This window comes from Longimicrobiales bacterium (assembly GCA_035764935.1).
Taxonomy (GTDB): Bacteria; Gemmatimonadota; Gemmatimonadetes; order Longimicrobiales; family RSA9; genus DASTYK01.
Window position 1 is genome coordinate 1 of sequence record DASTYK010000058.1, and the last position, 26,576, is coordinate 26,576.

A 26,576-nucleotide genomic window follows, 5' to 3' on the forward strand; every position below is an offset into this window, starting at 1 on the left:
GACGCGTGGGTGCGCCGGCCGAACGATGCGCTGCCGTTCGGCGGTCGATCGGCGCTGGATCGGATGCTGTCGGGCAATGTGGCGGACCTGTACGAGGTCCGGCGCTACCTCGATGCGGAGCGTGGCGGGTGGCCGTGAGCCCCGCGGCAGCGGAGGTGCCGGAGCCGCCGCGGCCGGATGAGGAGGAGCATGCGACGCCTGACGTCCCGTCCCTGGCGAGGATTCCCGTACGCCGCATCCGCTGGCGCGCGTGCTACCGGGCGATTCCGAGCCGTTTCCCGCCGATCGACCTGTTCGAGCGCGTTGCCGATCCGGACGACCTGGACGCCGTGATCGCGCTGGAGTCGTTGACCAACGACCGTCTGCGCGACGAGGTGGGCGACATCCAGCTCGTCCCTTCGGACCAGCGGGTGACCGGGCCGGGCGCCGGCTACGTGATGGCCGCGTTCACGCACACGCCGCCCGGCGGCGGTCGTTTCAGCGACGAGCGGCATGGCGCGTGGTACGCGGCGCAGACGCTGGCGACGTCCATCGCGGAGACGTCGTACCACCGCGCGAAGTTCATGGCGGCGACCGGGCAGCCGCCGATGCACCTGGACATGCGTGTCCTGGTGGCCGAGCTGGACGCGCGGCTGCACGACATCCGCGGCATGAAGTCCCAGCTCCCCGCGATCTACGACCCCGATGATTACGGCGCCTCGCAGGCGTTTGCGCGTGGTGCACGGCAGGCCGGAAGCGACGGTGTGGCCTACGACAGCGTTCGCCACGACGGCGGCCGGTGCGTGGCGGTCTTCAGCCCGCGACGGGTGCGGAGCTGCCGGGAGATCCAGCACCTGACGTACGTGTGGGACGGCGAGCGGATCTCCGAGGTATACGAGAAGCGGGCGCTGCCGGGCTAAGCGCCCCCTCCCTACCTTCCCGCCTGCGCGTCCGCGACCGGCTCAGTCCGTCCGCAGCACCTTGACCGGATCGACGCGTAAAGCCCGCTGCACCGGGGCAACAGTAGCGATCACGGCCACGCTGAGCACCATGGCTGCGACGAGCGTGTAGACCCTGGAGTCGGTCGCGCTCACGCCATACAGCGCCCCCTGGACAATCCGCGAGGCTGCCAACGCGCTGAGCATGCCGACGACCGTGCCGGTGAGGACGAGGACCAGGGCTTCGCCCACGACGAGCCAACGAACCTGCTTCGCCTCGGCGCCCAGGGCCAGCCGGACGCCGATCTCGCGGTAACGACGAGCTACTCCGTAAGAGAGCAGGCTGTAGATGCCGATCGCCGCGAGCAGTAACGCGACGACGGCTAGGCTCGTGATGATCACGAACAGGAACCGGGGCAGGTCCAGTGATCCCGCGTAGATGGTTGCCGCCCTGTCCAGCCGGCTGATGACCTGCGTCGGATTGATGTCATGCACCGTACGTCGCACGTCAGGCAGCACTGCTCCGGGATCTCCGCGTGCCCGGATGGCAATGCCGGCATTGACGTGCTGGAAGCGATCGAGCGGGTAGAGCACCTCGAAGTTTCCCGTGCGATCATCCGGGCCGATCAGCTTCAGGTCGGCCATGACCCCCACTACGGTCTGCCAGTCTGCTTCCGGGTCGGTCCTGAACCTCTGGCCTATCGCACTGCTCCCCGGCCAGAGATGGTGCGCGAGATCTTCGTCGATGATGACAGCACCCGATGCATCGTCTTCGCCGGGATGGAACGGACGTCCTGCAAGCAGCCGTGCCCCGGTGACCCTGAAGAAGTCCGGACCGACGTTCGTGAAGGGGAGGAATCCCTCGAGGGGACGTTTGATACCGTCATCTGTCTCGAACGTCAGGTCAAACGAGATCCCGCCATGCGGCGGCATGCCACCGGTGATCGCGACGTCATCGACGCCGGGCAGCGCTCGTATGCGCTCCGCGATTCGATTGAAGTATGCCGCGCGCGCCTCCGGCTGCGGATACTCGGAGGACGATACGGAGAGATCGAGGACGGCGAGTCGCTCGAGATCCACACCTGGATCCACGCGTGTCAGGCGGACGAAGCTCGCCATCAGCAGCGCTGCGGTGACGAGAAGCGTGACTGCGATTGCGACTTCGGACGCAACGAGCGCGCGACGCAATCCGGCAGACGCGGTGCTGTTTACGGAGGCCCGGGGCGCGAGCCCGGTGCCCGCCTTCGATCCCGCCATCCTCGTCACGCGCATGGCCGGCAGCAGCCCGAATACCAGACCGCTCGCAAGTGCAACGACGAACGTGAACACGAGCGTACGCTGCTCGAAAGTGATGGGATGTGGTGACCAGAAGGCGATCGATGCAGGTAGGCGCGACTGCAGCAGACGCAGCGTGATGCGTCCGATCAGTGCCGCGAGCACGCCACTGCACAGGGCCAGAAGGAGCGCTTCCGTCGCGAGCTGGCGTACCAGCCGTGCGCGCGACGCACCCAGCGCAAGCCGGAGCGCGAGCTCGCGTGTACGCGCCGCCCCGCGCAGCAACAGCAGACTCACCATGTTGACGCCTGCGATCAACAGCGTCAGCGCGACGGCCGCCGCGAGCATCGTGAGGGAGCGCCGCAGCTCGATCGTGGCCAGGCGGGAATCATCGAGCTGCTGGAAGCGCCAGTCCGCCTCACTGCGAGGATCATCCTGCTGGAGGAGCGAACGAGCGAGTGTGGAGGCCCCCGCCTCCGCCGCCGCGAAATCTCCGCGCTGAATTCGTGCAACCAGCCCGACCATCCGCGCCTGCGTGCTCAGATACGCATCGTCAGCTCGGATGGGGACCCAGAAATCCGACGTCGAATACAGGGGATACTTGAAGCCGCGTGGCATCACACCGACGATCTCGCGCTGCACACCGTCGAGCTGCACGATCGTGCCGAGCACGTCGGAGCCACCGAATGCACGCTGCCAGAACTCGAACGAAATCAGCACGACGGGAGCTGCACCCACGCGCGTATCTTCCGGCATCAGGCCGCGGCCTGGTTGCGGCAGCACGCCCAGGGTTTCCTCGAACGCATCTGTAACGGCGAGGCCTGGCAGGTCGACCGGCTCGGCACCACCGACGTACGTGGCCGTCGTGCGAGCATGCATGAACGCCGCCGTCGCAACAGCCTGATCGCTCAGCCAGCCGCGTACGATCCCGGGATCGAGGTAAGGTCGGCCGCGCTGATCCTTGCCGCTCGTCTGGTAGACTTCCAGCAGTTCCTCGGGCTGCGTGAACGGCAGCGGCCGGAACACGAGTGCGTCAGCCACACTGAACAGCGCACTGTTCGCTCCGATGCCCAGACCAAGCGTCAGAATGACGCCGAGCGCGAAACCACGGTTGACGGCAAGTGCCCTGGCACCGTAGCGGAGGTCCTGTCGCACCGTTCCGATGAAAGCGGTGAGTCGCTCCCGACGACGCACACCTCGATCGATACGGCGCAGCTCCGATCGAAGCCGCGCGCGGTCGCCGAAGGCACGCCGTGCCTCGGCACGAGCCTGGGCCTCCGACATGCCGGTAGAGCGCAGCTCCTCCACCCGCTCCTCGATGTGATGCTCGATCTCCCAGTCCACCGCGTCGTCGACTGGCGGACCCCAGAGTCGCAAATGAAAAAGGCGACGCAGCATGCTCATGCACCCGCCGGGACACTGGCCGCTCTCGCGATCCGGCGCCATGCAGCCATGTACTGCGTCCAGCGGGCTTCCTCCGCCTCGAGCTGCTCGCGCCCGCGAGCCGTGATCCGATAGTACTTGGCACGCCGCCCCTTCTCCGACACGCCCCACTCTGCCGACAGCAGGCGACGCCGCTCGAGACGGTGGAGCGCCGGGTAGAGCGCGCCCTCCTCCACGACCAGATCCCCGCGCGTCACGCGCCGGAGCCACTGCAGGATCGCGAAACCGTGCATCATGTCACCGCGACTCAATGTCTTCAGCAACAGCAGCTCGAGCGTGCCCGGAACGACGTCGACCCCCATCGGCTTTCCCCTAAGCGGTTTAGGTTCCAAGGTGCGGTGAAGGCCGGGCAGAAGCAAGAACTCCGTTGCCGCACGCCCCTCACCCGCCGTCAAACCCGAAGCGTCCGCCACCCGCCTCGCATCACCCGCCGCCCAGAACCCGCCGTTCGACGAAGTCAATCGAGGTCTACCCGACAAAGGCTTCCGGAAACAATCCTACCCCTTCCAATCCCCACCACCCTACATTCGAGAGACAACGGCTCCCCCAGGAGGCAAGCCATGCCCCATCACATGGCGTACTGCTCCGCCTGCGACCGGCCCGTTCCCGTCGACTTCCGTGCGCTCGCGGATCCCTCGGTGCGGCGCGTGACAGACGACCCGGCGGAACTGGTCTGCCTCGAGTATCCCGCACGCTGTACAGGTTCGATGTGTCCGATGTTTTCGATCACGCCTCATGTCGACGCCAGGCGCGACATGCGGGCAGTGGAGCCGCGGCAATGAGAAGACAGAACGGGAATCAGGGCGGCGGGGCGGTCCGGCCGACGGACACGACCGACCCCGCGTACTACCACAGGGTCGTCGATTGCCAGTGGGCGTGTCCGGCCCACACCGACGTTCCGCAGTACATCCGTCTGATTGCGCAGGGCCGCTTCGCAGATGCCTACCTGTTGAACCGCGAGTCCAACGTTTTCCCCGGCATCCTCGGACGCACGTGCGACCGCCCCTGCGAGCCCGCGTGCCGGCGACAGCGGGTGGACGGCGAGCCGGTCGCGATCTGCCGGCTGAAGCGGGTTGCCGCGGACCTGAAAGGCGATGTGACATCGCGACTGCCGCAGCGGGCTGAACAGAAGAACGGCAAGCGCGTCGCCTGCATCGGGGCGGGCCCTGCATCGCTCACGGTTGCGAACGACCTGCTGCCGCTCGGCTACGACGTCACGCTGTTCGAGAAGCACGACCGGCCCGGCGGTCTCATGTGGTCGAACATCCCGCAGTTCCGGCTGCCGCCCGAGGTGCTGACCGAAGAGATCAACGCGATCCTGGACATGGGCGCGGACCTGCGGCTCAACTCGCCTGTCACCTCGATGGAAGCGCTGCTGCGCGAGGGCTGGGACGCCGTGTTCATCGGATCGGGCGCACCGCGCGGCAAGGAGCTGGACGCGCCCGGCCGCTGGGATGACCCGAAGCACGTGCACATCGGGATCGACTGGCTGGAGTCGGTCGCATTCGGCCACCTCGACCGGATCGGCGAGCGCGTGCTCGTGATCGGTGTCGGCAACACGGCCATGGACTGCTGTCGCACGTCGCTCCGCATCGGCGCGAAGGACGTGAAGGTGATGGCGCGGCGCCCGCGCCCCTACTTCAAGGCGTCGCCCTGGGAGCTGGCGGACGCGGAGGAAGAGGGCGTCGCGATCGTCGAGAACCATGCGCCGTCGCATTTCGTGATCGAGGACGGGCGGCTGACCGGCATGGCGTTCGACATCGTCGAGTGGTACGACGACAACGGCAGGCAGCGCTCACGCACGCTCGATCAGGTCGTCGTCCCGTGCGACGACGTGATCCTGGCGATCGGCCAGGAGCCCGCCTACCCGTGGCTGGAGCGCGACATCGGCATCCAGTTCAATGAGTGGGATATGCCCGTTGTCGACCGGGTGACGCACCAGACGACGCTGCCCGGCGTGTTCGCGGGCGGTGACGGCGCGTGGGGCCCGGAGAACATCATCTGGGCGGTCGCCCACGGCCACCAGGCGGCGATCTCGATCCACAACCACTGCAGCGGCATCCCCGTCACCGAGCGGCCGCCGATCGGCATGAACCTGCTGAGCACCAAGATGGGGCTGCACGAGTGGAGCTACAGCAACGATTACGAGCCGGCACGGCGCGCGGCGATGAAACACGTCGCGCTGCGGCAGCGCCTCACGGGGGTCAAGGTGGAGGTCGAGCTGGGCTTCGATCTCGACCAGACGCTGCGTGAGGTCGAGCGCTGCCTCAACTGCGACATCCAGACGCACTTCACGGCTTCGGCATGCATCGAATGCGACGCCTGCATCGACATCTGCCCGATGAGCTGCCTCACCATCGTGCACGATGCGCCCGAGCCGGAATTGCGGCTGCAGCTCACGGCCCCGGCGAACAACGTCGACCAGCCGCTCTTCGTTTCGGGGCCGCTCCAGCACACGGCACGCGTGATGGTGAAGGACGAGGACGTGTGCATCCACTGCGGGCTGTGCGCGGAACGCTGCCCGACAGCGGCGTGGGACATGATGAGATCCGAGATCCTCCTGCCGTATGCGGGCAAACCCGTCGCGGCAGGCGTGGAGGTGGGGGTATGACACGCCCGACGCAGGACCGCACGAACCGTTTCGCGTTCAAGATCGCGACCGTCAACGGCACGGGCTCCGCGAGTGCCAACACACTGCTGCGCCAGGCGATCTTCCGCATGGGGATCCCGGTCTCCGGCAAGAACCTGTTCCCTTCCAACATCCAGGGGCTGCCCACCTGGTACGAGATCCGGGTCAACGCCGACGGCCACGTCGCGCGCACGCCGCGCTTCGACCTGATGGTCGCGATGAACCCGGCATCCTACGCTCGCGACATCGCGGAGGTCGTGTCCGGCGGGTGGGTTCTGTACGACTCGACGCGGCCGCTCGATCGCTCGCTGCTGCGCGACGACGTGACGTTCCTCGGCATCCCGTTCGCCGCGCTGTGCGCGGAAAAGTTCGCCGGCGTGCGCGAGCGCATCCTCATGAAGAACATCATGTACGTGGGTGCCCTCACCGCGCTGCTGGGGGTGGAGCTGGACGTGGTACGCGCACTGCTGAGCGAGACATACGGCCGCAAGCAGGCGCTGCTCGATTCCAACTACACCGCGATCGACGTCGGCTACGAGCACGCGCGTGCGCACCTCGCCTGTCCGCTGCCGATCCGGCTGGAGCGAATGGATGCGCTTGCGGACCACATCCTGGTCGATGGCAACACGGCCGCGGCGCTCGGCTGTCTCTTCGCCGGCGCGACGGTGGCGGCGTGGTATCCGATCACCCCGTCGACGTCCATGATCGAGGCGTTCTCCAGCTTCGCGGCGAAGTACCGCAAGGATCCCGCGAGCGGGAAGCGGCGCGTCGCGATCCTGCAGGCCGAGGACGAGCTGGCCGCGGCGGGCATGGTGCTCGGCGCGACGTGGAACGGCGCCCGCGCGTTCACTGCCACGAGCGGCCCCGGCATCTCGCTGATGAGCGAGTTCATCGGGCTCGCGTACTACGCGGAGATCCCGGGCGTGTTCTTCGACGTTCAGCGCGTCGGCCCCTCTACCGGAATGCCGACGCGCACGCAGCAGGGCGACCTGCTCAGCATCGTGTACGCGTCGCACGGCGACACGAAACACATCGCGCTCGTCCCTGCGGACCCGCACGAGTGCTTCACGCATGCGGTCGCCGCGTTCGACCTGGCCGAGCGGTTCCAGACGCCGGTGTTCGTGGTCAGCGACCTGGACATCGGCATGAACGACTGGGTGGTGCCGCGCCTCCGGTGGGACGACACCTACCGCCCGGACCGTGGCAAGGTGCTGGACGCCGCGGCACTCGAGCGCGTCGAGAAGTTCTCGCGCTACCTCGATTCCGACGGCGACGGCATTCCGTACCGCACGCTGCCCGGCCAGAGCGCGAAAGGCGCGTTCTTCACCCGCGGCTCCGGTCACGACCGATTCGGCCGCTACACGGAGGATCCACCCGCCTACGCGGACGTGATGGAACGGCTCGCGCGCAAGATCGAGAACGCGGCCGCGCACGTCCCCGCATCGGAGCACATCCCTGCGGCCGCCCCGGCCACGGTCGGCCTGATCGCGATCGGCAGCTCGCGGCGCGCGGTCATCGAGGCGCAGGCGCGCCTGGCGGAGCTGGGCATTCACGCCGACTTCCTGCGGCCGTGCGGCTTCCCGTTCGCACCCGATGTCGCAGGGTTCATCGCGGCGCACGACATCACGTTCGTCGTGGATCAGAACCGCGACGCACAGCTCCACCACCTGCTGATCATGGAGGCGGGCGCGCCGCGCGAGAAGCTGCACAGCATCACCCATTTCGGCGGCTACCCGCTGCCGGCTGATGCCGTGGTCGACGGAGTACTGGCTGCTGTCCAGGCCGCAGCGCCCGTGGAACCGCGGCGCCGGATCGTCGAGGTGCACTCATGACATACATCGCGAAGCCGCGTGTTCACCACCCCTCGCTGCCGAAGAACGCCCTCGGCCTGACGCGGCGCGACTACGAGGGCTCCATGTCGACGCTGTGCGCGGGGTGCGGCCACGACTCCGTGACCGCCGCGATCATCGAGGCGTTCTGGCGGCTCGAGATCCCGCCACACCGCGTGGCAAAGCTGAGCGGCATCGGCTGCTCCGCCAAGACGCCGACCTACTTCCTGGGCGGCGCCCACGGCTTCAACGCCGTGCACGGCCGCATGCCCGCGATCGCGTCCGGCGCCGCGGCCGCGAACCGCGAGCTCACCTACATCGGCGTTTCCGGTGACGGGGACTCGCTCTCCATCGGGCTCGGCCAGCTCTGCCACGCGATCCGCCGCAACGTGGACATGCTGTACGTCCTGGAGAACAACGGGGTGTACGGCTTGACCAAGGGGCAGTTCAGCGCGTCGGCAGAAATCGGATCGAAGACGAAGAGAGGCGAGGCGAACCGCCAGGCCCCCATCGACCCCGTGCTGCTCGCGATATCCCTCGGCGCGACTTTCGTTGCACGCTCCTTCTCGGGCGACAAGGCGCAGCTCGTGCCGCTGCTCGAGGCGGGGATCGCGCACAAGGGCTTTGCGCTGATCGACGTGATCTCGCCCTGCGTCACTTTCAACGACCACGAAGGCTCGACGCGCAGCTACCAGGCCACGCGCGAGCGCGACGTGGAGATCGTGAGTGCTGATTTCGTTCCGCCCGCGGAGGAGATCACGTCCAGCTACACCATGGGCGACGTCGCACACGTCACGATGCACGACGGCAGCATGCTGCGCTTCCGGCGCGTGGCCGATGGCTACGACCCCACCGACCGCGACGCGGCCTGGGCATACATCCAGGCGCGGCAGGCGGCCGGTGAAGTGCCGACAGGGCTGCTGTTCGTGGACACGAGTGTACCGGACATGCACGACCTGCTCGAGACGGTGGAGGCACCGCTGAACGTGCTGCCGTTCGAGGAGCTGTGTCCCGGCGCGGCGGTGCTCGACTCGATCCAGGCCCGCTGGGTGTAGCGGCAGGGTCTCCCCGGGAACACGATGCGCGCGGCCTGCTGGTGGCCGCGCGCATTGTTGTTCTTCCATCTCAAGCGGCAGTTCCGGGTCGCGTACCAGTCGGCGCTCCGCACGCCCTCGTACGTGTTGGCCATCGAACATTCGACGGTCTCACCGGACTGTCACACCCCTCCCGCACATTGGAACGACCACTTCAGCGGAGGGTGCCAGCCCCATGCAGACCAAAGTTCAGCTCGACCATCACACCGTGCCGGACGGCCACGTCGTCCGCATGCTCCTGCGGATCGAGGGGAGCCCGCCTCCCGCCGGCACCCGCACTCCCCTTGACCTCGCGCTCGTGCTCGACCGCTCCGGGTCGATGGAGGGCACGAAGATCGACGCCGCGAAGCACGCCGCGCTCGAGGTCGCACGCCGGCTCTGGCCACAGGACCGGGTGAGCGTCGTCGCGTACGATCACGAGGTGGCCACGGTCGCGGCGCGTGCCGCGGGCGGCGACGCACCGGACCTGTCCCACCGCATCGGCTCGATCGCCGCCCGCGGCTCCACGAATCTGAGCGGCGGCTGGCTGCGCGGCCGCGAGCTCCTCGACACCGGAGCGGAGCGCCTGGTACGCCGCATCGTCCTGCTCACGGACGGGCTCGCCAACACCGGCATCACCGATCCGGCGCAGCTCGCGTCCATGGCCGCACGGGCCCGTGAAGGCGGCATCAGCACCACGACGATCGGCTTCGGCGAGGATTACGACGAGACGCTGCTGCGGCGCATGGCGGAAGCTGGCGGCGGCGGTACGTACTATATCGAGACGGCCGACCAGGCCCTTGCGATCTTCCGCGACGAGCTGAGTGACCTGCTGGGAACGTGCGCGCAGAACCTTTCAGTGACCATTGCCCCTGCGCCGGTCGTTCAGGCGGTGCGCGTGCGGCACGCGTACACGTCGAGCGCCACGCAGGACGGCGTGCGCTACGACATGGGCGACCTGTATGCGCGCGAGCCGCGGCTCCTGCTGGTGGAGTTCCTGCTCCCCGTCGCACCTGCGAGCACGCTTGCGGTCGCGACCTTGGCGATCAGCGCGGATGTTCTCGATGCCGGCGACGTCCGGCACGAGACGACCACCCTGCCGGTCACGCTCGATGCCGCGCACGTGCCGCACGTCGATGCGACGATCGAGCGCGAGTCGCTGCTGCTGGACGCGGCAGACGCACGCGAGGAGGCGCTGCGTGCGCGCGAGCGCGGGGATTACGACGCCGCGCGTCGCACGCTGCGTGAATCAGTCGAGAAGATGCGCAGCGCGGGTGTGCGGGACGACCACGTGCAGGCGGAGATCGACGACCTGGACGCGCTCACGGCGGAAGCGCCGACCGCCTTCGCCGAGGAGCGCAACGCGAAGTACCTCCACCAGATGGCGTACGACAGAAAGGTGGGCCGCACGCGCAAGCGCGACCTGATCGAGCGCCGGCGCAGACCTTCCTGAACGCCCCTTCACGGGTCACCGGTCAGCAGGCTCTGCAGCGCTGCTGGCCGGTTGGCCCGCGCCGGCCACCGCGAGGCGCCGCTCCAGGAACCTGCGCTCCACGTCGTTGCATGGCAGCCGCAGCGCCATGCGATACCAGCCGGCGGCAGCGGCGAAATCTCCGAGCTGCTGGGCGAATGCCGCGAGCGTTGCGGGCAGCAGGAAGTAGCGGCGCATCGCAGGATGCTCGAGCAGTGGCAGCGCAGCATCCAGCCCGGCACGTGGGCCATCCACATGGGCGCGGGCGATCGCCCGGTTCAGTGCGACGACCGGGGTCGGCTCGATCTCGTACAGCTGATCGTGCAGCATGAGCACGAGAGCCCAGTCGATCGCGTCCCACGCGGGTGCGCTCGCGTATGCAGCGGCGATCGCAGCCTGCACGTGCCACGACGTCAGCCGCTCGCCCGTCGTGGAGCGGTCGAAGTGGTGGAAGGCCTCGGCAATCAGCCCACGATCCCAGAGGTCCCGGTCCTGGTCCGGCAGCAGGACCAGCTCGCCGGCATGGTCGACCCGCGCCGGCAGGCGACTGGCCTGGAACAGCATCAGTGCAAGCAGCGCATGCGCATGCGGCAGTTCGGTGCGCGGGTCGTTGGCGATCAGCCGCATCAGCCGGATCGCTTCGTTGCACAGCTCCGCGCGCACCAGCTGCGCACCGGCGTGCGCGTCGTATCCCTCGTTGAAGAGCAGGTAGAGCGCATCCAGCACGCTGTCCAGCCGATCGGCGACATCTGCAGGATCCGTCAGCTCGACGACGTCGTCGACACCGGCCAGCGTGCGCTTCGCGCGCACGATCCGCTGCGAGATCGTGGCGGGCTCGGCCAGGAACGCGGCGGCGATCTCGTCGACGCTGAACGCGCCGGCGAGCCGGAGCGTCAGCGCCACGCGCGCATCGGGCGAAAGCCGTGGGTGACAGCAGAGGAAGACCAGCGCCAGCTCGGCGTCATCGAACGGGACATCGCCGGCAGCGGGCGGTGATGTCCAGCGTCGCATGTGCGACTCCGCGGTTCCCGCCTGGCCTGCTGCTCGTCGGGCCGGCGGCACGCCGTCCCTGCATGCGTGCTCGGCGAGCTTGCCCTCGTAGTTCGCCTCGCGCCGCAGCACGTCCAGTGCACGGTTGCGGGCAACGCGATACAGCCAGCCGCGCGGGTTCGAGGGCACGCCCTGGAAACGCCAGACATCCAGTGCCCTGAGCGCTGCGTCCTGCGTCGCCTCCTCCGCGAGGTCGATGCGGTGCGCGCCCAGCTCGCGCGCGAGAGCCGCGACCACCTGCGCCGTGGAATGTCGGAACAGGTGGTCGAAGGCCGCGTCGCTCACAGCTCCTCGATCTCGCGCAGCTCGAGCGTGCCCCACTCCAGGTGAGGATGGTCGCGGATGAGCTCCAACCCCTCGTCATAGCTGTCGGCGCTCAACAGCCAGAAGCCGCCGATCACCTCCTTGCTAGCGACGTGAGGCCCGTCCGTCACCCGCGTCTCGCCCCGCTCCGCGCGCACCACGCGACCCTCGCCGTCCTTCAGCTTCTCGCTCGCGATCAGCTTGCCGGCGCTGCGCAGTCGCTCGCTCCACGCGATGTAGCGACCGATGCACGCCTCCATGTCGGCAGGCGACGCCTGTGCGGCGAACGTTTCCCACTCGCTGCCGTCACGCGCGATCAACAGGTACTTCGCCATGGATCCACCTCCTGGGTAGCGGCCGCGGACGCGGGGCCGCGTGGTCGGATACTGCCGTCGTCCGGTGAAGACGATCGGGAGCCCCGGGATTCGACGCTGGCCGCCCGCGTGGTTCGGGCCTATTCTGCGACGACCGCGCGCCGCACGCGAGGCGCGCGCTCGCGGCGCACTGGCCGGTCAACGGAAGGCCGTCCGCCGGTCGGCCGGTTTCCTCGTTCGCAGCACCGGAGAGCCGTGTCAGCAGCGCTATCCCGGGAAGACGACGTCCTGATCCCCGTCCTGGCCGCAGTGACCGAGCGCGCAGGGCGTTTCCTGGTCTGTCGGCGACCGCTTCACAAGCGGCATGGCGGGCTCTGGGAGTTCCCGGGGGGCAAGCTCGAGCCCGGCGAATCACTGCGCGCCGCAGCCGAACGAGAGCTGGACGAGGAGCTCGGCGTGCGCGTGACCCGGATCGGAGGCGTAGTCTTCGAGCGACACGATGCGGGCTCGCCCTTTCTGATCCGTTTCGTGCGCGTCGAGTTCACCGGGGAACCACAGCCGCTCGAGCACGACGACCTCCGCTGGGTCGAGCCTGCGGCCATGCTCGACCTGCCGCTCGCGCCCAGCGATCGGGCGTTCGCGGAATGGCTGATCGCACAGCCGAGCTAGACCCGCCAGGCAACACCACCCTTTCCTTTCGCACACGAGTACGACATCGTGTGCGCATCACCGACACTCGACCCGCAGCACGCGGCGCAGCGCAATCGTACCGGCAGGCTGACCTTTCCACTGCACGGAGGCATGCATGGTGTCACTGATGTCGCTCTGGCTTCCCATCCTGGTCTCGGCGCTGATCGTGTTCTTCGCGAGCGCGATCCTCCACATGCTGCTGCCCCTCCACCGTGAGGACTGGGCAAAGCTGCCCGACGAGGAGGCGGCGCGTGCGGCACTGCGCAACGTTCCGCCGAACGATTACATGGTGCCGCGCGGCGAGGGGATGTCGTCGATGAAGGATCCTGCATTCATGCAGAAGTACCGGGAAGGCCCTGTCGTGCTCATGACGGTGCACCCTGCCGGCGAGCCGTCCATGGGCAGGAACCTCGCGCAGTGGTTCGTACTGAGCGTGATCGTGAGCATCTTCGCCGCGTATGTGGCGGGACGCGCGCTCGGACCGGGCGCGGGCTACCTGGAGGTCTTCCGCTTCGCGGGCTCGACCGCGTTCGCCGCATACGCGCTGGGCCAGGTGCAGGAATCGATCTGGAGCGGACGCAAGTGGAGCACGACGCTGAAGAACGTGCTGGACGCGCTGGTCTACGCCCTGCTCACGGCCGGTGTGTTCGGCTGGCTCTGGCCCTGATCACATCTCCGCCAGCCGGCGCGCCGCAGCACTCACCCAGCGGCGCGCCTCGGCTGGCGCTTCCACCGTCGCGGCGCCGCCGTACTGCAGTACGTGGCGGATGAACCAGTCGCGATCGGCCACGTTGTGCGTCACACAAACACTGCCGTCCTCTCCCTGCTCCGCCGCGCGCTGCTCGGCGATCCAGCGAGCAATGGTACCGGAATAGCGCACCGTCACCTGCACGTCGTCGCGGGAATGGTACGCGATGCCGTCCTGCAGCAGTGCACGCAGATCGACGTCCGGCAACGGATCGGCGGGCTGATCCTCGATCGCCGCATCCAGCATCCTGTCGAGCCGGAAGAAGCGGAAATCGTCCCGGTCGAGGTCGTGCGCGGCGAGGTACCACGTCCCTTCCGCAAAGACGAGGCGGTACGGGGCGACGCGCCGCTCCGTGCCGGCGCCATCACCCGGCTTGAGATAGGTCAGGCGGAGCGTGCGATGCTGCTCGATCGCATCCGCGATGATCCCGCGGAGGCCGTCGTCGCCGAACGCAAGCACGATGTCCGGCTCGTACTCGACCTCGTGCACGCCTGTACCTTTGCGCGCCTCGACGTCGGTTTCGAGCAGGTCGTCGAATGCGCTGTGCCTGCGCGCGACCTCGGCGGACGCGGCATCGGACGGAGCTGCGGCGTCACCGTGCGCGGCCAGGTCGCGCGGCGCTGCCAGGTCGGACTCCAGCCGCGTGGCAAGAGCCATGATCTCTGCACGTCGCGGCGAGTCAGACTCGGCTGCAAGTGAGCGCAGCCCCAGCCCGAGCGCGAGCGCCTCGCGCTCGTTGAGCCGAACCGGCCGCTGGAACTCGCGTGGTGCGTGCACCCGCACGACGTCGCCCTCGATCATGATCGTGAACGGGTCGACGGTCCCCGCGGGATGGTAGTACGCTCGCGTCATGGCGGCCTCCAGATCCCGCAGCACCTGGCTCGGCTCCACATCGAGTGCCCGTGCGAGATCCTCGATCCGGGCGCCCTCCTCACGCGCGGCGGCCGGCAGCACGTACAGCAGCCGCTCGAGCTGCAGGTCAGCGCGCATCACCGGTTTCCCTCATGCCGCGGGTCAGGCGGCGAACGATCGTGCCGGCCGCAGCCCTCGTCAGCGGGCTCGCTCTCGTGCGAGGCCGCGATCCCGGCGGCGAGCGAGCGCAGCTCCTCGATCAGCTCCACCGGCTCCAGCAGCCGCGCTTCCCCCTGCAGGCTGAGCAGCCAGCGCAGAAACGGACCCACCTGGTGCACGTTGAAGACACGGATCGCGCTGCCGTCATCGTTGCGCTCGAGCAGCGTGCCGTGCTCGTTGCGCTCCGCCCAGAGGCTCAGTGGAAAGGGAAACAGCACGCGTGCCTGCACCGGCTGCTCGTCGGGGCCGCCGAGCTCCCACGGCTGCCGGCCGACCCAGGCAGCAAGCCGGAAATCATCCGGGATCGTGTAGTCCTGCCGGTTGGGCGAGCGCGTGTTCATCACGACGTCGTCCATCCGGCCGACGCGAAACACGCGGATGTCGTCCCGGTCATGGTCGCGCCCGACGAGATACCAGTGGCCGTGCTGCAGCAGCACGCCGTAACCGTCTACGGTACGTTCGGTCTCGTGGCCGCGGTAGATACCGTGGTAGCGGAAGCTGACCGACTTGCGTGCAAGCAGTGCATCGGAGAGTACGCGCAGGTTCGTGCTCAACTCCGCCGTGCCGGGCCTCTCTGCGACGAGCACGGTCGAGGATTCGCCTACGAAGGCAGTCGGGTCGATGTCGTAGGCAAGCTTGCGGAACGCGCTGCGGGCCTCGCGCAGCAGCGGAAAGCCCGGGATGTCCGCCACACGGCGCAGCGCCTCCAGCGCGAGCGGCGCGTCGTCACGAGCAACTTCTACCGTGCCCGGCCGGTGACGCTCGGCGTACGGACGTCGCCCCGACACCTGCTCGACGAGCTCGAGATACGGGAGGTAGAAGTCGCGCCGCTCGATGACATAGCCTTCCTGGTCCTCGCCCGCAGAACCGAGCGCATACTTCATCGTGCGGAGCGGTATGCCCAGCCTGCGCAGCTCGTCCTTGTCACGCTCGAACGTGCGCCGCGCCGTCTCGCGATCCGTCTCCGTGCCGGACTCCCATTTCTGCGCATAGGCCGGCACGGCGCGCATCAACTCGTCGGCCGACACGGGCAGGCGGCGCCCGACCAGGTAGGCAATGAGATCGAGCCAGCGCTGCAGCTTGGTGGGTGAGTCCGGCATGGCAGCAGTTTACGCGCATGGTGTGACAGGTGACAACCGGAACGGACGGGGCCGTCGGGGCCGTCGGGGCCGTCCGGGCCGTCGGGGGCCGAGACCTCCACCTCGCTTGTAGGCGTGTCATGGGTGTCACACGGCACCGGTCCTGCGACAGCAGGGGCTGGCGCGCATTGCGCCGGATGCGCGGGTGAGTCGCTATGTGGTTGACCTATCGACGCTTGGCGTCGGAGGCAGCGACACTGCGGCCATGACCTGATTTCCATCTGCGCGCAGTTTGTAGCGGTTCGGGACGTTGTGCGACGCCGAATCGTCACGGCAACAGCTTCCTGCCACACAGGACAGTCGGAGCGATGATGCTCCGGAGCGATGATGCTCGAAAGGGAGGAACGGATGCATTCGATGCAGGCTGCTCTCATTGCGGCTGCGTGTGTCCTCGTGCCAACGGCACTGCACGCCCAGGCCACCGTAGTGCAGCGCGAGTTCGAGGAAGGCGACTTCAGCGTCAGCATCGCGCAGGACGCGCTGACCGACGCGAACAGCTCGTTCATTCTCTCGATCGCCAACAACGAAGAGGGAGCGCTCGGCTGGAAGTGCATGGAGGACGGGCTGAACGTGATCCTGGTCATCGGCACCTACTACGCGGGTGACGAGGACGAGGACATCGTCGTGCAGTACCGCTTCGACCAGGAGGAGGCGGAGCCGGAGGAGTACTGGGCGCTGCTCAGCGGGAACGAGATGGCGTACATCCGCATGGATCGCGTTGCCGGCTTCACGCAGCGCGCGCTCCAGGCCCGGCGCATCGTCGTGCGTGCCGTCGATCCGTACGACAACGAGACCCGCACGTTCGTCGTCGGGACACGCGGGCTGGAACAGGCGCTCAGGAACCTGCCGTGCGCGTCAGCAGTGAAGCAGCCTGCGGCCGTGGTCGGCACGAGCTCGACCTGACGGCGTACACACCACACTCCGATTCGGCCCGCCGTGACCCTGCACAGAGCCGTCTGATGCAGGGTCGGCGGCAGGGCTGATCGCAACCTCCTGCGCACCGCACGCTGTGTCGCGCGATCCGTCGCCGTGCACGCGGCTACTGCACCTGCTCCGCCACCAGTGCTATCCTGTCACCGGCAGCGCTCGCTGCAACACGAACGATGTTCGCCAGGTCCGGATCGTCGAACCGCGCTACATCGCGCCACTCCTCCTCGTGTGCAGGATCCAGCGCGTACAGGGCATTGCCCGAGGGCATCAGCAGAACGTTGCCCGGCAGCCAGGCATAGCTGAGCGATTCGCCCACGGCCGGGGCGATCGGCGTGATCACACCCGACGCCAGATCCATCCGATGAATCCAGGCCCGGCCATCGCTGCCCGGCATCATGAAGCTCACCGCCGCCTCACCGGGAATCTGCTGTGGCGGCGAGCCGGCCAGTCCCGTGAGCACAGTGCCTTCGCCACCCTGCACATCCACCACCTCGAACGTGCGCACCGAGTCGTTCACGAAGAACGCCATGCCACCGTCCGCCAGGGCGCCGTAGTACCCGACGCGCTCCACGCTCGCCGGGTGCTCCGCGATCGGCCTGCCGTCCGTCGAGTAGCGCCACAGCGCACCGGTCGACATGTCGGCAGGCCAGCGCACGACCAGCATCTCGCCGCCATCCGGCGTCAGCGACGGGCTGAACTCGTTCTCCGGGGTTTGCGTCAGGCGCGTCGCTGTCCACGTGCCCAGGTCGAACCGGAAGATCTCCGTCTGCCCGCCTACATCCGCATTGTAGAGAAACCCGCGTCCATCCGGCAGGAACCACGGCTGGTTGTCATAGCCGGGGCGCATGGTCGCGTTGCGCGGTGTGCCGATTCCAATGCCACGGTCGTCGAGCCGCAGGTCTGCGATGAAAATGTCGGTCGACGGCATCTGTGCTGCGACGGGCGGTCCCGCAAGCAGCAGAGTGAAGCTCAGGATTGCGATGCGCATGCGGGTTCCTCCAGGCGTGACGGCAGGGGCCGCTCGACGGGCAGACCGGACGTGGAACGGCGCTTCCAGGCGATCTCCCGAGTATAGGCGTCACCGGTGCCGCGCGGAAGGGCGTCCCGGGATATACTTGACTGATCAAATACATGCCGCTACCATCTGCGCATGACTGCCGCCACCAGCCGGAACCGACGCGCACGACCGCTGCACCAGCAGGCGTTCGGCGCCATGCTCCTGACCGCCGACGCCCTGCGCCGCGCGCTCGGGCAGGTGCTGGAGCCGCACGGGCTGACGTCGCAGCAGTACAACGTACTGCGCATCCTGCGGGGTGCGCGCCCCGATTCCCTGCCGACCATGGAGATCGCGGCGCGCATGCTGGAGCAGACGCCGGGCATCACCCGCCTCCTCGATCGGCTCGAGACAAAGGGGCTCGTGAGCCGTGAGCGGCGCACGGACGACCGTCGCCAGGTGCTCTGTTCCATCACGCCGCTCGGCCTCGAGCTGCTCGCCGGGCTCGATGAGCCCGTGGACCGGGCGGACGAGGCGCTGCTGGGTGTGCTGAAGGATGCAGAGCTGCGGACACTGATCGGCTACCTGGAGCGGATCCGGGAGCAGGCAACCTGATACCGATCGAGGCCTGGAGCGGGTGTCAGTGCTGCACGCCGATGTTTGTTTTCCCAAGTTAGTTGATTAGTCAATACTTAATCAGTCGGTTTATCGGGAGGATGGCATGAGCACGAGGGTCGCGGGGGCTGGATCGGGAGGGGTGGCAGCGGAGGGCGCGAGCTCCGCGAGTCTGTTGCACACGCTCGCGCGAACGCGCAACGACGGTGTTGCACTCGTTCTCCGCGCGACCCTCGCGCTCGTGATCTTTCCGCACGGCGCACAGAAGCTGCTCGGCTGGTTCGATGGTCCGGGCTTCAGTGGAGCGATGGCTCATCTCACGACCGACTACGGGCTTCCGGGGCTCATTGCGTTGCCTGTCATCCTGATCGAGTTCTTTGCGCCGCTGGCGCTGGCGCTTGGACTGCTGACTCGCCTTGCCGCGCTGGCCGTTGCGGCCGTGATGATCGGCGCCGCCCTGACGACGCATCTGCCGAACGGCTTCTTCATGAACTGGTTCGGCAACCAGGCAGGCGAGGGATTCGAGTATCACCTGCTGGCGGTGGGACTGGCAGTCGGAGTGATTGCGCGTGGCGGCGGAGCCCTGTCCCTGGACCGGCGCATCATCTGCGACGCGGATGCCGGGAGGAAATCATGACGACAGGCACGATGCCGCGTGAGGGCGGCGCAGTGCGGCCCCTCGCGAACGTGCGCGTCTTCGTGGCAGGCGGCACCGGCAACGTGGGGCGCGAGCTGGTCAGTGCGCTGATTGCAGCGGGCGCAACCACGGCCGTGTCGTCGCGGTCGGCGGCGAAGCTGGCAGCGTTGCGGGCACACGTCGGGGGCTCGACGAGCGAGGCGGCAGCGGAGCGCCTGGTCACGATCGATGGCGACGTCGCCGACACAGCCGATTCCTCGCGCGTGCTGTCGGTGGCGCTGGAACGCCTGGGCGGCCTGGAGGCCGCGGTGGCGAGTCTCGGCACCTTCGTACCGACGGAATCTCTGCTTGCTGCCGCCACGACCGACCTCCGGCGTGTCCTCGACAGCTATGTCCTCGCGCACCACACGGTTGCGCGCACGCTGATTCCTGCGCTGCAAGAGCAGGCCGGCAGCTACGTCATCATCAATGGCATGCTCGGTCATGGCTACATGTTCCCGGGCGCGGCACTCGTGTCGGTGGCGGGTGCGGCGCAGGCGCACTGGGCGCGGCTCCTGATGATGGAGCTGGAGCAGACGAACGTGCGTGCCAACGAGGTCGTCGTGTATTCGAGCTTCGGCCGGCCGGACGACGACGAGCGCAACCGGGGCCGTGTCGGGAAGTCGGATGTGACCGGCTTCGTGGTGCAGCTTCTCTCGGCGGCTGGCGCCGCCGTCCGGGGACGATCACTCCATCTCAAGAGCGGGGACGTGATGCAGGTGCTGGGCGCTGCGGCGGGGTCCGCCATGGGGGGCGATCCGGATGACGGACGGCAGGTGCGCCGACAACCGTAGTCCAGCTGGGCTGCGCGACGGCGTCCGGGCGCGTAGAATGAGGCATCCTCAGCCTCATTTCGACCTCAGGAGGTCCGATGCCCGGTCGCCCCGGCCTTTCCGCTGTCGTTCTTGCCGTTCTGGTCACATCCGGCTGCGCCAGCGCCGGCGCCACGCCGAGTGCGCCCCAGCAGCGCGCCGCCCGCGATACTACGGGCATGCGTGCGTACAGCCGGGTGATCACACCCGCCATGACCACGGACAGCGGTCTGTTCGTGGTGCACCAGGACGACGGCAAGGTGTTCTACGAGATCCCGACGGACCGCCTTGGCGAGGAGCTGCTGCTGGTTACACGCATTGCGCGGACGGCAAGCGACATCGGCTATGGCGGCCAGGAGGCGAACACGCAGGTCGTACGCTGGACGCGCGAGGGCGGCCGCGTACTGCTGCGCACGGTGCAGTACGACGTCGTCGCGGACACGACGCTGCCGATCTACGAGGCGGTGCGTGCGGCGCACTTCGAGCCGATCATTGCGGCATTCGACATCGAGGCAATGACGCCGGACAGCAGCGCCGTCGTGATCGAGGTGACGGACCTGTTCACCAAGGACGTGCGTGTGCTCGGCCTGGGTGCGCGCCAGCGCGAGATGTACGAGGTGCGGCGGCTGGACGAGGCCCGCTCCTTCGTGGCGTCGGTGAAGAGCTATCCGGAGAACATCGAGGTCCGGCACGTGCTCACCTACGAGGCGGCGGAGCCGCCGGCGAACTCGAGCACCGGCACGATCTCGCTGGAGATGAACCAGTCGATGGTGCAGCTCCCTGCCCGGCCGATGCAGCCGCGGCTGAATGACGCGCGCGTCGGCTATTTCAACGTCGACCAGCTCGATTACGGCAGTGACGAGCACTTCGCGGATGAAGTCAGCTACATCACCCGCTGGCGGCTGGAGCCGAAGGACACTGCGGCGTTCCGTCGTGGTGAGCTGGTAGAGCCGGTGAAGCAGATCGTCTACTATGTCGATCCGGCCACCCCGGTGAAGTGGCGGCAGTGCCTGATCGACGGCGTGAACGACTGGAACGTGGCGTTCGAGGCAGCCGGTTTCCGCAACGCGATCGAGGGCCGTCCCGCGCCGTCACCCGAGCAGGACCCCGAGTTCAGCCCGGAAGACGCACGCTATTCGGTGATCCGCTACTACCCGTCGGACATCATGAACGCGTCCGGCCCGCACGTGCACGACCCGCGCACGGGCGAGATCCTGGAGAGCGACATCAACTGGTATCACAACGTCATGAACCTCGTGCGCAACTGGTACTTCGTGCAGACGTCCGCGGCGAACCCTGACGCACGCACGGCACGCATGAGCGACGAGACGATGTGCCAGCTCATCCGGTTCGTGTCGGCACACGAGGTCGGCCACACGCTGGGGCTGCAGCACAACATGAAATCGAGCGCGGCGTATCCCGTGGACTCGCTGCGCAGCGGCCCCTTTACGCAGGAGTACGGCACCGCGCCCTCGATCATGGACTACGCGCGTTTCAACTACGTCGCGCAGCCGGGTGACGCCGGCATCAACTTCATGCCTGCGATCGGCCCGTACGACAAGTGGGCCATCGAGTGGGGCTACCGTCCGATCCTGGAAGCCGACTCGCCCGCGGAAGAGGAAGCGATTCTCGACGAGTGGATCCGCGAGCACGACGAACCGCTCTACCACTTCGCCGGCTCGACGGGCGCCGACCCGACGGCGCAGAGTGAGGCACTCGGCGACGACGCGATGCGCGCGAGCCGGTACGGCATCGAGAACCTGAAGCGGACGATGAACAACCTGGTCGCGTGGACCACCCGACCGGGCGAGGACTACGCGCAGCTCGACGAGCTGTACGGCCAGGTGCTCGGCCAGTGGAATCGCTACCTGGGTCACGTGGCGACCGTGATCGGCGGCGTCGAGCGCACGTTCCGCGAGGCGGACCAGCCGGGCGTCCCGTACGAGGTCGTGCCGCAGGACGAGCAGGAGCGCGCGGTGGAGTACTTCATCGACGAGGCGTTCACCACCCCGACATGGATGCTGAACAGGGATGTGCTGAGCCGCATCGGTGCCCCCTCGGCGGTCGACCGCATGCAGTCAGCGCAGGCACGTGCCCTCGAGCTGGTGTTCAACCCCGCACGGCTCCAGCGGATGATCGAGCAGGAGGCCGTCCTCGGCGACCGCGCATACTCCATGGGCGAGCTGTTCCGGGACGTACGGGCGGGCGTGTGGTCGGAGCTGGCTGCCGGGCGCGAGATCGACGTCTATCGTCGCAACCTGCAGCGCGCATACATCGCGCAGATGGCGGAGCTGATGACGCCGCCCGAGCCGGCGCAGAATGGTGGCGGGGGCTTCGGTTTTGGCGGGCCACCGGTCGATCCGACGCAAAGCGACATTGCCGCGTTCGCACGCGGTGAGCTGGTCGAGATCGCGGCGGCAGCGCAGCGGGCGATCGGCCGCACCAGTGACCGGGCGACGCGCCTGCACCTGCAGGACGTGCGCGCACGGATTTCTGCGATCCTGGACCCGGCTCGCCAGGCGGTGCGCTAGTCGCGCGCGGGCGCGCTCACCGCGTATGACCAACCTGAGCAGGGCAGCATCCGAGGCCCTGCTCAGGCGCGCATGGCGCTCTGTTCGGCGCGAGGTACGTTCACGGTGAAGGTCGTCCCGGTGTCCGGGCCGGACTCGACCTCGATGTAACCGCCGTGCGCGCTGACGATACGTTCGGCGATGTACAGGCCGAGCCCGAGGCTGTCGGTTGGACCTCGCGGTGCGGACCTGCGTCCGGGGAAGCGTCGGTCCTTCAGCGGGTTGAAGATGCCGTCGAGCTGATCGCCCGGGATCACTGCGCCCTTGTTGTGCACTGCCACGGACACGATCTCCGCCTCGCCCCGGGCCTCGACCGCGATCGGTTGTCCCGCTTCGCCGTGCTGGACCGCGTTCACCACGATATTGGTGAGCGCCTGGCGCAGGCGGGCAGCGTCCCATTCGCCCTGCAGATCACCGGTGCACCGGACCCGGATCTGCGAGTCTGGTCCGGAAGAGACGACCTCGTCGACGACCTTGAGGACGAGGTCCTCGAGGTCCACTTCCTCGCGGGCAACCGGGATGCCGTCACCGAGCCGGCTGCGGGTGAAGTCCAGGAGGTCGCCCACCATCCGCGTGGTGCGCCGCGCAGCCTCGACAATGCGTGCGGTCAGGTCGCGCTGGGTCGGTTGGAGGCTGCCACTCTCCAGCATGAACAGCGCAGATGTCAGGATCGCGCCAAGCGGCGTGCGGAGATCATGGCCGAGCATGCCGATGAAGAGCTCTTTCGACTGCTCCACGCTCTGGTCGAACGCGGCGACCGATTCCGCCAGCGCCTGGTCGATCGCCTCGTTGAAACGGATCAGGTCCTCGAGGTCATTCCCGTCGAGTCCGCCCTTGGCATTTGTCCACAGCCGCAGCACGCTCGCCCGCAGGGCACGATACTCGGCCACCATCTGCTCGATGTCGAACCCACTGTTGGCTCGACCCGCTCCGTGCAGGGTTGCGGCGCTCGGTTCCATGGCGGTTTCGGACGCCTGGCCGCGGGACTTGGCGATCTGCGCCTCCGGGCTCTGATACGTCTCCAGGTCCTCGGCGAACGCGTTCAACATCGCGGCCGCATGGTCCCGCAGCGCACGGTTGTTCATCGTGATGCTGGCGGGGCTGCACAGGCGGGCGAACTCCTCCCAGTCGGCCAGGATCGGCTCGCGGTTCGCTCGGATGAAATCAGCCAGTCGCATGGCCGGGCACTACTTCAGCTTTCGTACCATCTGATGACTGAGCCGGGCTCAGGTATTGCGTTCCAGGCGGGGCTCCACGAACGCGCCATACAGCTCGTCGACAGCGGAGGCCGGATCATCGGTCAGACCGCTGTGCACGGGCGAGGGCTGCAGCACATCGGAGCGAGGCGCCGTCATCCAGTGGAACCGTTCGGACGGGGGAAGCAGTGCGATCCTGCCCGCTGCGGGATCTCCCCGGACGATGCCCTCGTAGCAGCGCAGGTATTCGACGAGCAGCTCGATATCGACGTCCGGCACGAGCTCGCGCAGCCGTGCTGCGTCGGTGATGATGCGAATGCCGAGGTACTCGGCCGTCCGGGCGTGCAGCACCACGCCCACGTTCACGAACTCGCCCTTTCGGACGTGCGGCACGACGCGCAACACCGCGAAGTGGTACGCGACGCGCGAGGCGGTGTCCTGCCCCGCGCCCGCGTCCGGGCGCGCACTCATGGCTGACTCCGGGGGCTACCTCCCCGGGCGCGAGGTTCGTGCATGCTCATCGCCGCGCCTTCAGCCGGAGCGGCGGCTCCGCTTCCACGCGCCGGCGTGCGCTGGACGCTTCCTGCACGAAGGCGCGCGGCTCGCCCAGCCGTGTCGCCAGGTATGCGACGTAGCGTGCGCGGGCGGCGTCCGCGGATTCGAACTCGGCCTGGCCGGGTGCGCCGAGCAGCAGGTCTGCGGGGATGGCGCTCATGATGTCGTTCAGCACGTCTTCGTTCAGCCGGGAGGCACACTCCCCGTCGATCGCCGTTACGTCCTCCGCGATCGTGAGGAGCACATGGTCCCGGATGAGGGGAAAGGGCGTGCGCGTGCGGGCGTCGTCCACGCTGGACCAGTCGTGGTGCGCGTACAGTGCGGCACCATGATCGATCAGCCAGGGTTGGCGCTCCCAGACGAGAATGTTGGTGTTGCGGTGGGTGCGGTCGGGGTTCGTGAGCAGCGCGTCCATCCAGACGATGCGCGCCGCGGTGCGCGGATCCACCAGATCACCCGCCGCGCTCGGAGCGAAGTTGAACGCACCATCGAGGTATCGCAGGCCGACATTGGTGCCGTGACTGGCGCGCAGCAGGTCCTGGATCTCGGGGTCGGGCTCGCTGATGCCGAACTGCGGGTCGATCTGCACGAGCGCGAGCGGCGGCACCGGCAGGTCCAGGGCGCGCGCCACGCCCGCGCTGATCAGCTCCGCGACCAGCGCCTTCGGCCCCTGCCCGGCACCGCGGAACTTGACCACGTATGCTCCGTCGTCGGTATCCACGACGGCAGGGAGCGACCCGCCCTCGCGCAGCGGCTGGACGTAGCGGAGTGCCGTGACTACGGGCGGATGGTGGCTCATGCGTGAGAATGGGTGCGGCGCGCGGGCCGGTCAATCCGTCCGGAGGGTGGCGAGTCGCGCGATCCTGCGATGTGACCTTTCCCCACCCCTCATCGTCATCCCTGCGTTACCCCGATGCTGACGGCGGCATCATTCCCACGAGTCTGCAGCAGGAGGAGCGATGCTACGCAACCTGGCCCGTCTGACGACGGCCGTCACACTCGTACTGGGTGTCGCGGCATGCGCGGACAGCACGACCAGCCCGAACTCGAATCCTGACCCAGATCCGGCCGGCAGCGGCTTCACGCTGCTGCTGACGGACGCGCCGGGCGATTTCCACTCGGCGGTCGTGACGATTTCGGAGATCAACCTGCACGGTTCCGGTGGATCCGTGAACCTGATCGATGATGAGGCGCCGTACACGGTCGACCTGATCGATCTGCGCAACGAGGTCGCCACCATCGTGGACGACATCGAGCTGCCGGCCGGTGATTATTCCGAGCTGCGGCTGGTGATCACGGGTGGCTACATCGAGGTGGAGGGCGAGGATGGCAGGACACGCATTTTCGCGTCTTCGCCGGACTACCATGCGCTGCCGCCGGGGGCACCCGTCGACGGTCAGCTGCACATGCCGAGCATGGGGCAGAGCGGGCTGAAGGTGAAGCTGCCTGAGCATCTCGACATCGGCGAAGAGGAAACGATCGTCATGATCGACTTCGACGTCGAGGAGAGCTTCGGCCATGAGGCGGGGAAGTCGGGGCGCTGGGTCATGCATCCTGTGATTCGCGCGACGGACGTGACGTTCGGTGGCAACCTGCTCGTGCGTGTGCAGCTGGCCGATGGTGTCGTGCTGCCGGAGTTTGCCGGTGAGCTGCTGTCGCTGGTCGATTTCCCGGTGACGCTGGTCCCCGTCGGTGGTGGCGACGTGCGCACGGGCACGCTGAGCGGCACCGATGAGGCCGGCGTGTTCGAGCTCATGTTCAAGGGACTCGCCCCCGGTGACTACCAGCTGGCGCTGGAGGTGCTCGACGGCCTGCTGGTGACGTTCGCGCCGGAGCTGCCGCTGGTGACCACGGTGCTCGAGCGTGAGACCACGACGGAGACGATCACGTTGACGTCCATTGCAGTCACGGGCTCGGTCACGACGACCCTGGAGGTGGCGGATACGGTATCGCTGCCCGTGGTCGACGGTGACCAGGTCACGCCGGGCGATTACGATGCGCAGCTCGTTTCGGCTGCCGGCGACACGATCACCGTTGCGTACACCGACGAGGACGAGGACGGCGTGTACGAGGCGCAGTTCCAGGACCTCGTCGCAGGCGCCTATTCCCTCACGATCATCGAGCCCGACGGTGTTACGACCACCTTCAGCCTGGCGCTGCCGGTCGAGATCGAGCTGCTGGAGGGTGAAGCGGAGACGCATGCGATCATCGTGACGGAGGCAGCGGCCTCGTAAGCACGCTCCATGCGGAGGATGGTGCGGCGGGTGCACAGTGTT

23 protein-coding genes are annotated in these 26,576 nt (G+C 67.8%); 13 read left to right on the top strand and 10 right to left on the bottom strand.

What is annotated here, in order from left to right:
• The first annotated feature begins 128 nt into the window (after positions 1–128).
• On the top strand, positions 129–899 hold the full coding sequence (locus VFU06_04560) for an RES family NAD+ phosphorylase (protein ID HEU5208663.1): 771 nt from the start codon (positions 129–131) through the stop codon (positions 897–899).
• Between the two features lie 42 nt (positions 900–941).
• Here VFU06_04560 and VFU06_04565 read toward each other — a convergent pair whose 3' ends face one another.
• Together VFU06_04565 and VFU06_04570 are read right to left on the bottom strand one after the other, a co-directional pair.
• Positions 942–3,596 carry an ADOP family duplicated permease gene (locus tag VFU06_04565; protein ID HEU5208664.1) on the bottom strand — a complete coding sequence of 885 codons (2,655 nt, stop codon included), beginning with the start codon at positions 3,594–3,596 and terminating at the stop codon, positions 942–944.
• Positions 3,593–3,937 carry a PadR family transcriptional regulator gene (locus VFU06_04570; GenBank protein HEU5208665.1) on the bottom strand — a complete coding sequence of 115 codons (345 nt, stop codon included), beginning with the start codon at positions 3,935–3,937 and terminating at the stop codon, positions 3,593–3,595. Before VFU06_04570 ends, VFU06_04565 begins: the two co-directional genes overlap by 4 nt.
• Positions 3,938–4,413: 476 nt before the next feature.
• On the opposite strand from VFU06_04570, the gene VFU06_04575 reads away from it, so the two are divergent.
• The 4 genes from VFU06_04575 (at position 4,414) to VFU06_04590 (ending at position 10,619) form a co-directional block, all read left to right on the top strand.
• The gene (locus tag VFU06_04575; GenBank protein ID HEU5208666.1) at positions 4,414–6,246 is read left to right on the top strand and encodes an FAD-dependent oxidoreductase; all 1,833 of its coding nucleotides are present in this window, start codon (positions 4,414–4,416) and stop codon (positions 6,244–6,246) included.
• Positions 6,243–8,096, top strand: coding sequence for a 2-oxoacid:acceptor oxidoreductase subunit alpha (locus VFU06_04580; protein HEU5208667.1), 1,854 nt, complete (start codon positions 6,243–6,245; stop codon positions 8,094–8,096). The genes VFU06_04575 and VFU06_04580 overlap by 4 nt, the downstream gene beginning before the upstream one ends.
• Positions 8,093–9,148 (top strand): 2-oxoacid:ferredoxin oxidoreductase subunit beta, encoded by a 1,056-nt coding sequence (locus tag VFU06_04585; GenBank protein ID HEU5208668.1) that lies wholly within the window; start codon positions 8,093–8,095, stop codon positions 9,146–9,148. Before VFU06_04580 ends, VFU06_04585 begins: the two co-directional genes overlap by 4 nt.
• A gap of 214 nt (positions 9,149–9,362) precedes the next feature.
• Complete coding sequence (locus VFU06_04590; protein ID HEU5208669.1) at positions 9,363–10,619, top strand: VWA domain-containing protein; 1,257 nt, start codon at positions 9,363–9,365, stop codon at positions 10,617–10,619.
• A 15-nt stretch (positions 10,620–10,634) separates the two neighbouring features.
• Here VFU06_04590 and VFU06_04595 read toward each other — a convergent pair whose 3' ends face one another.
• Positions 10,635–11,972 carry a sigma-70 family RNA polymerase sigma factor gene (locus tag VFU06_04595; protein ID HEU5208670.1) on the bottom strand — a complete coding sequence of 446 codons (1,338 nt, stop codon included), beginning with the start codon at positions 11,970–11,972 and terminating at the stop codon, positions 10,635–10,637.
• Positions 11,969–12,325, bottom strand: a complete 357-nt coding sequence (locus tag VFU06_04600) for a YciI family protein (GenBank protein ID HEU5208671.1) — start codon at positions 12,323–12,325, stop codon at positions 11,969–11,971. The genes VFU06_04595 and VFU06_04600 overlap by 4 nt, the downstream gene beginning before the upstream one ends.
• Positions 12,326–12,559: 234 nt before the next feature.
• Here VFU06_04600 and VFU06_04605 point away from each other — a divergent pair, with 234 nt between their 5' ends.
• Together VFU06_04605 and VFU06_04610 are read left to right on the top strand one after the other, a co-directional pair.
• The gene (locus VFU06_04605) at positions 12,560–12,973 is read left to right on the top strand and encodes a (deoxy)nucleoside triphosphate pyrophosphohydrolase (protein HEU5208672.1); all 414 of its coding nucleotides are present in this window, start codon (positions 12,560–12,562) and stop codon (positions 12,971–12,973) included.
• Between the two features lie 136 nt (positions 12,974–13,109).
• Positions 13,110–13,661, top strand: coding sequence for a hypothetical protein (locus VFU06_04610; protein ID HEU5208673.1), 552 nt, complete (start codon positions 13,110–13,112; stop codon positions 13,659–13,661).
• On the opposite strand, the gene VFU06_04615 is transcribed toward VFU06_04610, so the two are convergent.
• Together VFU06_04615 and VFU06_04620 are read right to left on the bottom strand one after the other, a co-directional pair.
• Positions 13,662–14,732 carry a WYL domain-containing protein gene (locus VFU06_04615; protein ID HEU5208674.1) on the bottom strand — a complete coding sequence of 357 codons (1,071 nt, stop codon included), beginning with the start codon at positions 14,730–14,732 and terminating at the stop codon, positions 13,662–13,664.
• Positions 14,732–15,913 (bottom strand): WYL domain-containing protein, encoded by a 1,182-nt coding sequence (locus VFU06_04620; protein HEU5208675.1) that lies wholly within the window; start codon positions 15,911–15,913, stop codon positions 14,732–14,734. The genes VFU06_04615 and VFU06_04620 overlap by 1 nt, the downstream gene beginning before the upstream one ends.
• A 387-nt stretch (positions 15,914–16,300) precedes the next feature.
• Between VFU06_04620 and VFU06_04625 the strand changes: the two genes are divergently transcribed.
• Entirely contained in the window at positions 16,301–16,855 is a 555-nt protein-coding gene (locus VFU06_04625) for a hypothetical protein (GenBank protein ID HEU5208676.1), read from the top strand.
• Positions 16,856–16,991: 136 nt separating this feature from the next.
• Here the strand turns inward: VFU06_04625 and VFU06_04630 are convergent, their stop codons facing one another.
• Positions 16,992–17,870, bottom strand: coding sequence for a hypothetical protein (locus tag VFU06_04630; protein ID HEU5208677.1), 879 nt, complete (start codon positions 17,868–17,870; stop codon positions 16,992–16,994).
• A 162-nt stretch (positions 17,871–18,032) separates the two neighbouring features.
• Between VFU06_04630 and VFU06_04635 the strand changes: the two genes are divergently transcribed.
• From VFU06_04635 to VFU06_04650, 4 genes are all read left to right on the top strand, one after another.
• Positions 18,033–18,491, top strand: coding sequence for a MarR family transcriptional regulator (locus VFU06_04635; protein HEU5208678.1), 459 nt, complete (start codon positions 18,033–18,035; stop codon positions 18,489–18,491).
• A 106-nt stretch (positions 18,492–18,597) separates the two neighbouring features.
• On the top strand, positions 18,598–19,128 hold the full coding sequence (locus tag VFU06_04640; GenBank protein HEU5208679.1) for a DoxX family protein: 531 nt from the start codon (positions 18,598–18,600) through the stop codon (positions 19,126–19,128).
• Positions 19,125–19,961, top strand: a complete 837-nt coding sequence (locus VFU06_04645; GenBank protein ID HEU5208680.1) for an SDR family NAD(P)-dependent oxidoreductase — start codon at positions 19,125–19,127, stop codon at positions 19,959–19,961. The genes VFU06_04640 and VFU06_04645 overlap by 4 nt, the downstream gene beginning before the upstream one ends.
• A 77-nt stretch (positions 19,962–20,038) precedes the next feature.
• Complete coding sequence (locus tag VFU06_04650; GenBank protein HEU5208681.1) at positions 20,039–22,510, top strand: zinc-dependent metalloprotease; 2,472 nt, start codon at positions 20,039–20,041, stop codon at positions 22,508–22,510.
• 62 nt (positions 22,511–22,572) lie between these two features.
• On the opposite strand, the gene VFU06_04655 is transcribed toward VFU06_04650, so the two are convergent.
• From VFU06_04655 to VFU06_04665, 3 genes are read right to left on the bottom strand one after another with little or no spacing between them, the layout of a single operon-like run.
• A complete protein-coding gene (locus VFU06_04655) occupies positions 22,573–23,727 on the bottom strand; it encodes a sensor histidine kinase (GenBank protein HEU5208682.1) in 1,155 nt (384 codons plus the stop codon).
• A 48-nt stretch (positions 23,728–23,775) separates the two neighbouring features.
• The gene (locus VFU06_04660; GenBank protein HEU5208683.1) at positions 23,776–24,216 is read right to left on the bottom strand and encodes a DUF3037 domain-containing protein; all 441 of its coding nucleotides are present in this window, start codon (positions 24,214–24,216) and stop codon (positions 23,776–23,778) included.
• 46 nt (positions 24,217–24,262) lie between these two features.
• The gene (locus VFU06_04665; GenBank protein ID HEU5208684.1) at positions 24,263–25,099 is read right to left on the bottom strand and encodes a HipA family kinase; all 837 of its coding nucleotides are present in this window, start codon (positions 25,097–25,099) and stop codon (positions 24,263–24,265) included.
• Positions 25,100–25,259: 160 nt separating this feature from the next.
• On the opposite strand from VFU06_04665, the gene VFU06_04670 reads away from it, so the two are divergent.
• Positions 25,260–26,534, top strand: a complete 1,275-nt coding sequence (locus tag VFU06_04670) for a DUF4382 domain-containing protein (GenBank protein ID HEU5208685.1) — start codon at positions 25,260–25,262, stop codon at positions 26,532–26,534.
• The last annotated feature ends 42 nt before the right edge of the window (positions 26,535–26,576 follow it).

Bases quoted from the DNA above. Each gene is read 5' to 3' on its own strand.
- VFU06_04600 (HEU5208671.1), bottom strand. From the start codon at position 12,325: ATGGCGAAGTACCTGTTGATCGCGCGTGACGGCAGCGAGTGGGAAACG.
- VFU06_04610 (HEU5208673.1), top strand. From the start codon at position 13,110: ATGGTGTCACTGATGTCGCTCTGGCTTCCCATCCTGGTCTCGGCGCTG.
- VFU06_04665 (HEU5208684.1), bottom strand. From the start codon at position 25,099: ATGAGCCACCATCCGCCCGTAGTCACGGCACTCCGCTACGTCCAGCCG.
- VFU06_04585 (HEU5208668.1), top strand. From the start codon at position 8,093: ATGACATACATCGCGAAGCCGCGTGTTCACCACCCCTCGCTGCCGAAG.
- VFU06_04590 (HEU5208669.1), top strand. From the start codon at position 9,363: ATGCAGACCAAAGTTCAGCTCGACCATCACACCGTGCCGGACGGCCAC.
- VFU06_04580 (HEU5208667.1), top strand. From the start codon at position 6,243: ATGACACGCCCGACGCAGGACCGCACGAACCGTTTCGCGTTCAAGATC.
- VFU06_04565 (HEU5208664.1), bottom strand. From the start codon at position 3,596: ATGAGCATGCTGCGTCGCCTTTTTCATTTGCGACTCTGGGGTCCGCCA.
- VFU06_04640 (HEU5208679.1), top strand. From the start codon at position 18,598: ATGAGCACGAGGGTCGCGGGGGCTGGATCGGGAGGGGTGGCAGCGGAG.
- VFU06_04655 (HEU5208682.1), bottom strand. From the start codon at position 23,727: ATGCGACTGGCTGATTTCATCCGAGCGAACCGCGAGCCGATCCTGGCC.
- VFU06_04660 (HEU5208683.1), bottom strand. From the start codon at position 24,216: ATGAGTGCGCGCCCGGACGCGGGCGCGGGGCAGGACACCGCCTCGCGC.
- VFU06_04625 (HEU5208676.1), top strand. From the start codon at position 16,301: ATGCATTCGATGCAGGCTGCTCTCATTGCGGCTGCGTGTGTCCTCGTG.
- VFU06_04630 (HEU5208677.1), bottom strand. From the start codon at position 17,870: ATGCGCATCGCAATCCTGAGCTTCACTCTGCTGCTTGCGGGACCGCCC.
- VFU06_04635 (HEU5208678.1), top strand. From the start codon at position 18,033: ATGACTGCCGCCACCAGCCGGAACCGACGCGCACGACCGCTGCACCAG.
- VFU06_04615 (HEU5208674.1), bottom strand. From the start codon at position 14,732: ATGCGCGCTGACCTGCAGCTCGAGCGGCTGCTGTACGTGCTGCCGGCC.
- VFU06_04645 (HEU5208680.1), top strand. From the start codon at position 19,125: ATGACGACAGGCACGATGCCGCGTGAGGGCGGCGCAGTGCGGCCCCTC.
- VFU06_04620 (HEU5208675.1), bottom strand. From the start codon at position 15,913: ATGCCGGACTCACCCACCAAGCTGCAGCGCTGGCTCGATCTCATTGCC.
- VFU06_04670 (HEU5208685.1), top strand. From the start codon at position 25,260: ATGCTACGCAACCTGGCCCGTCTGACGACGGCCGTCACACTCGTACTG.
- VFU06_04650 (HEU5208681.1), top strand. From the start codon at position 20,039: ATGCCCGGTCGCCCCGGCCTTTCCGCTGTCGTTCTTGCCGTTCTGGTC.
- VFU06_04575 (HEU5208666.1), top strand. From the start codon at position 4,414: ATGAGAAGACAGAACGGGAATCAGGGCGGCGGGGCGGTCCGGCCGACG.
- VFU06_04570 (HEU5208665.1), bottom strand. From the start codon at position 3,937: ATGGGGGTCGACGTCGTTCCGGGCACGCTCGAGCTGCTGTTGCTGAAG.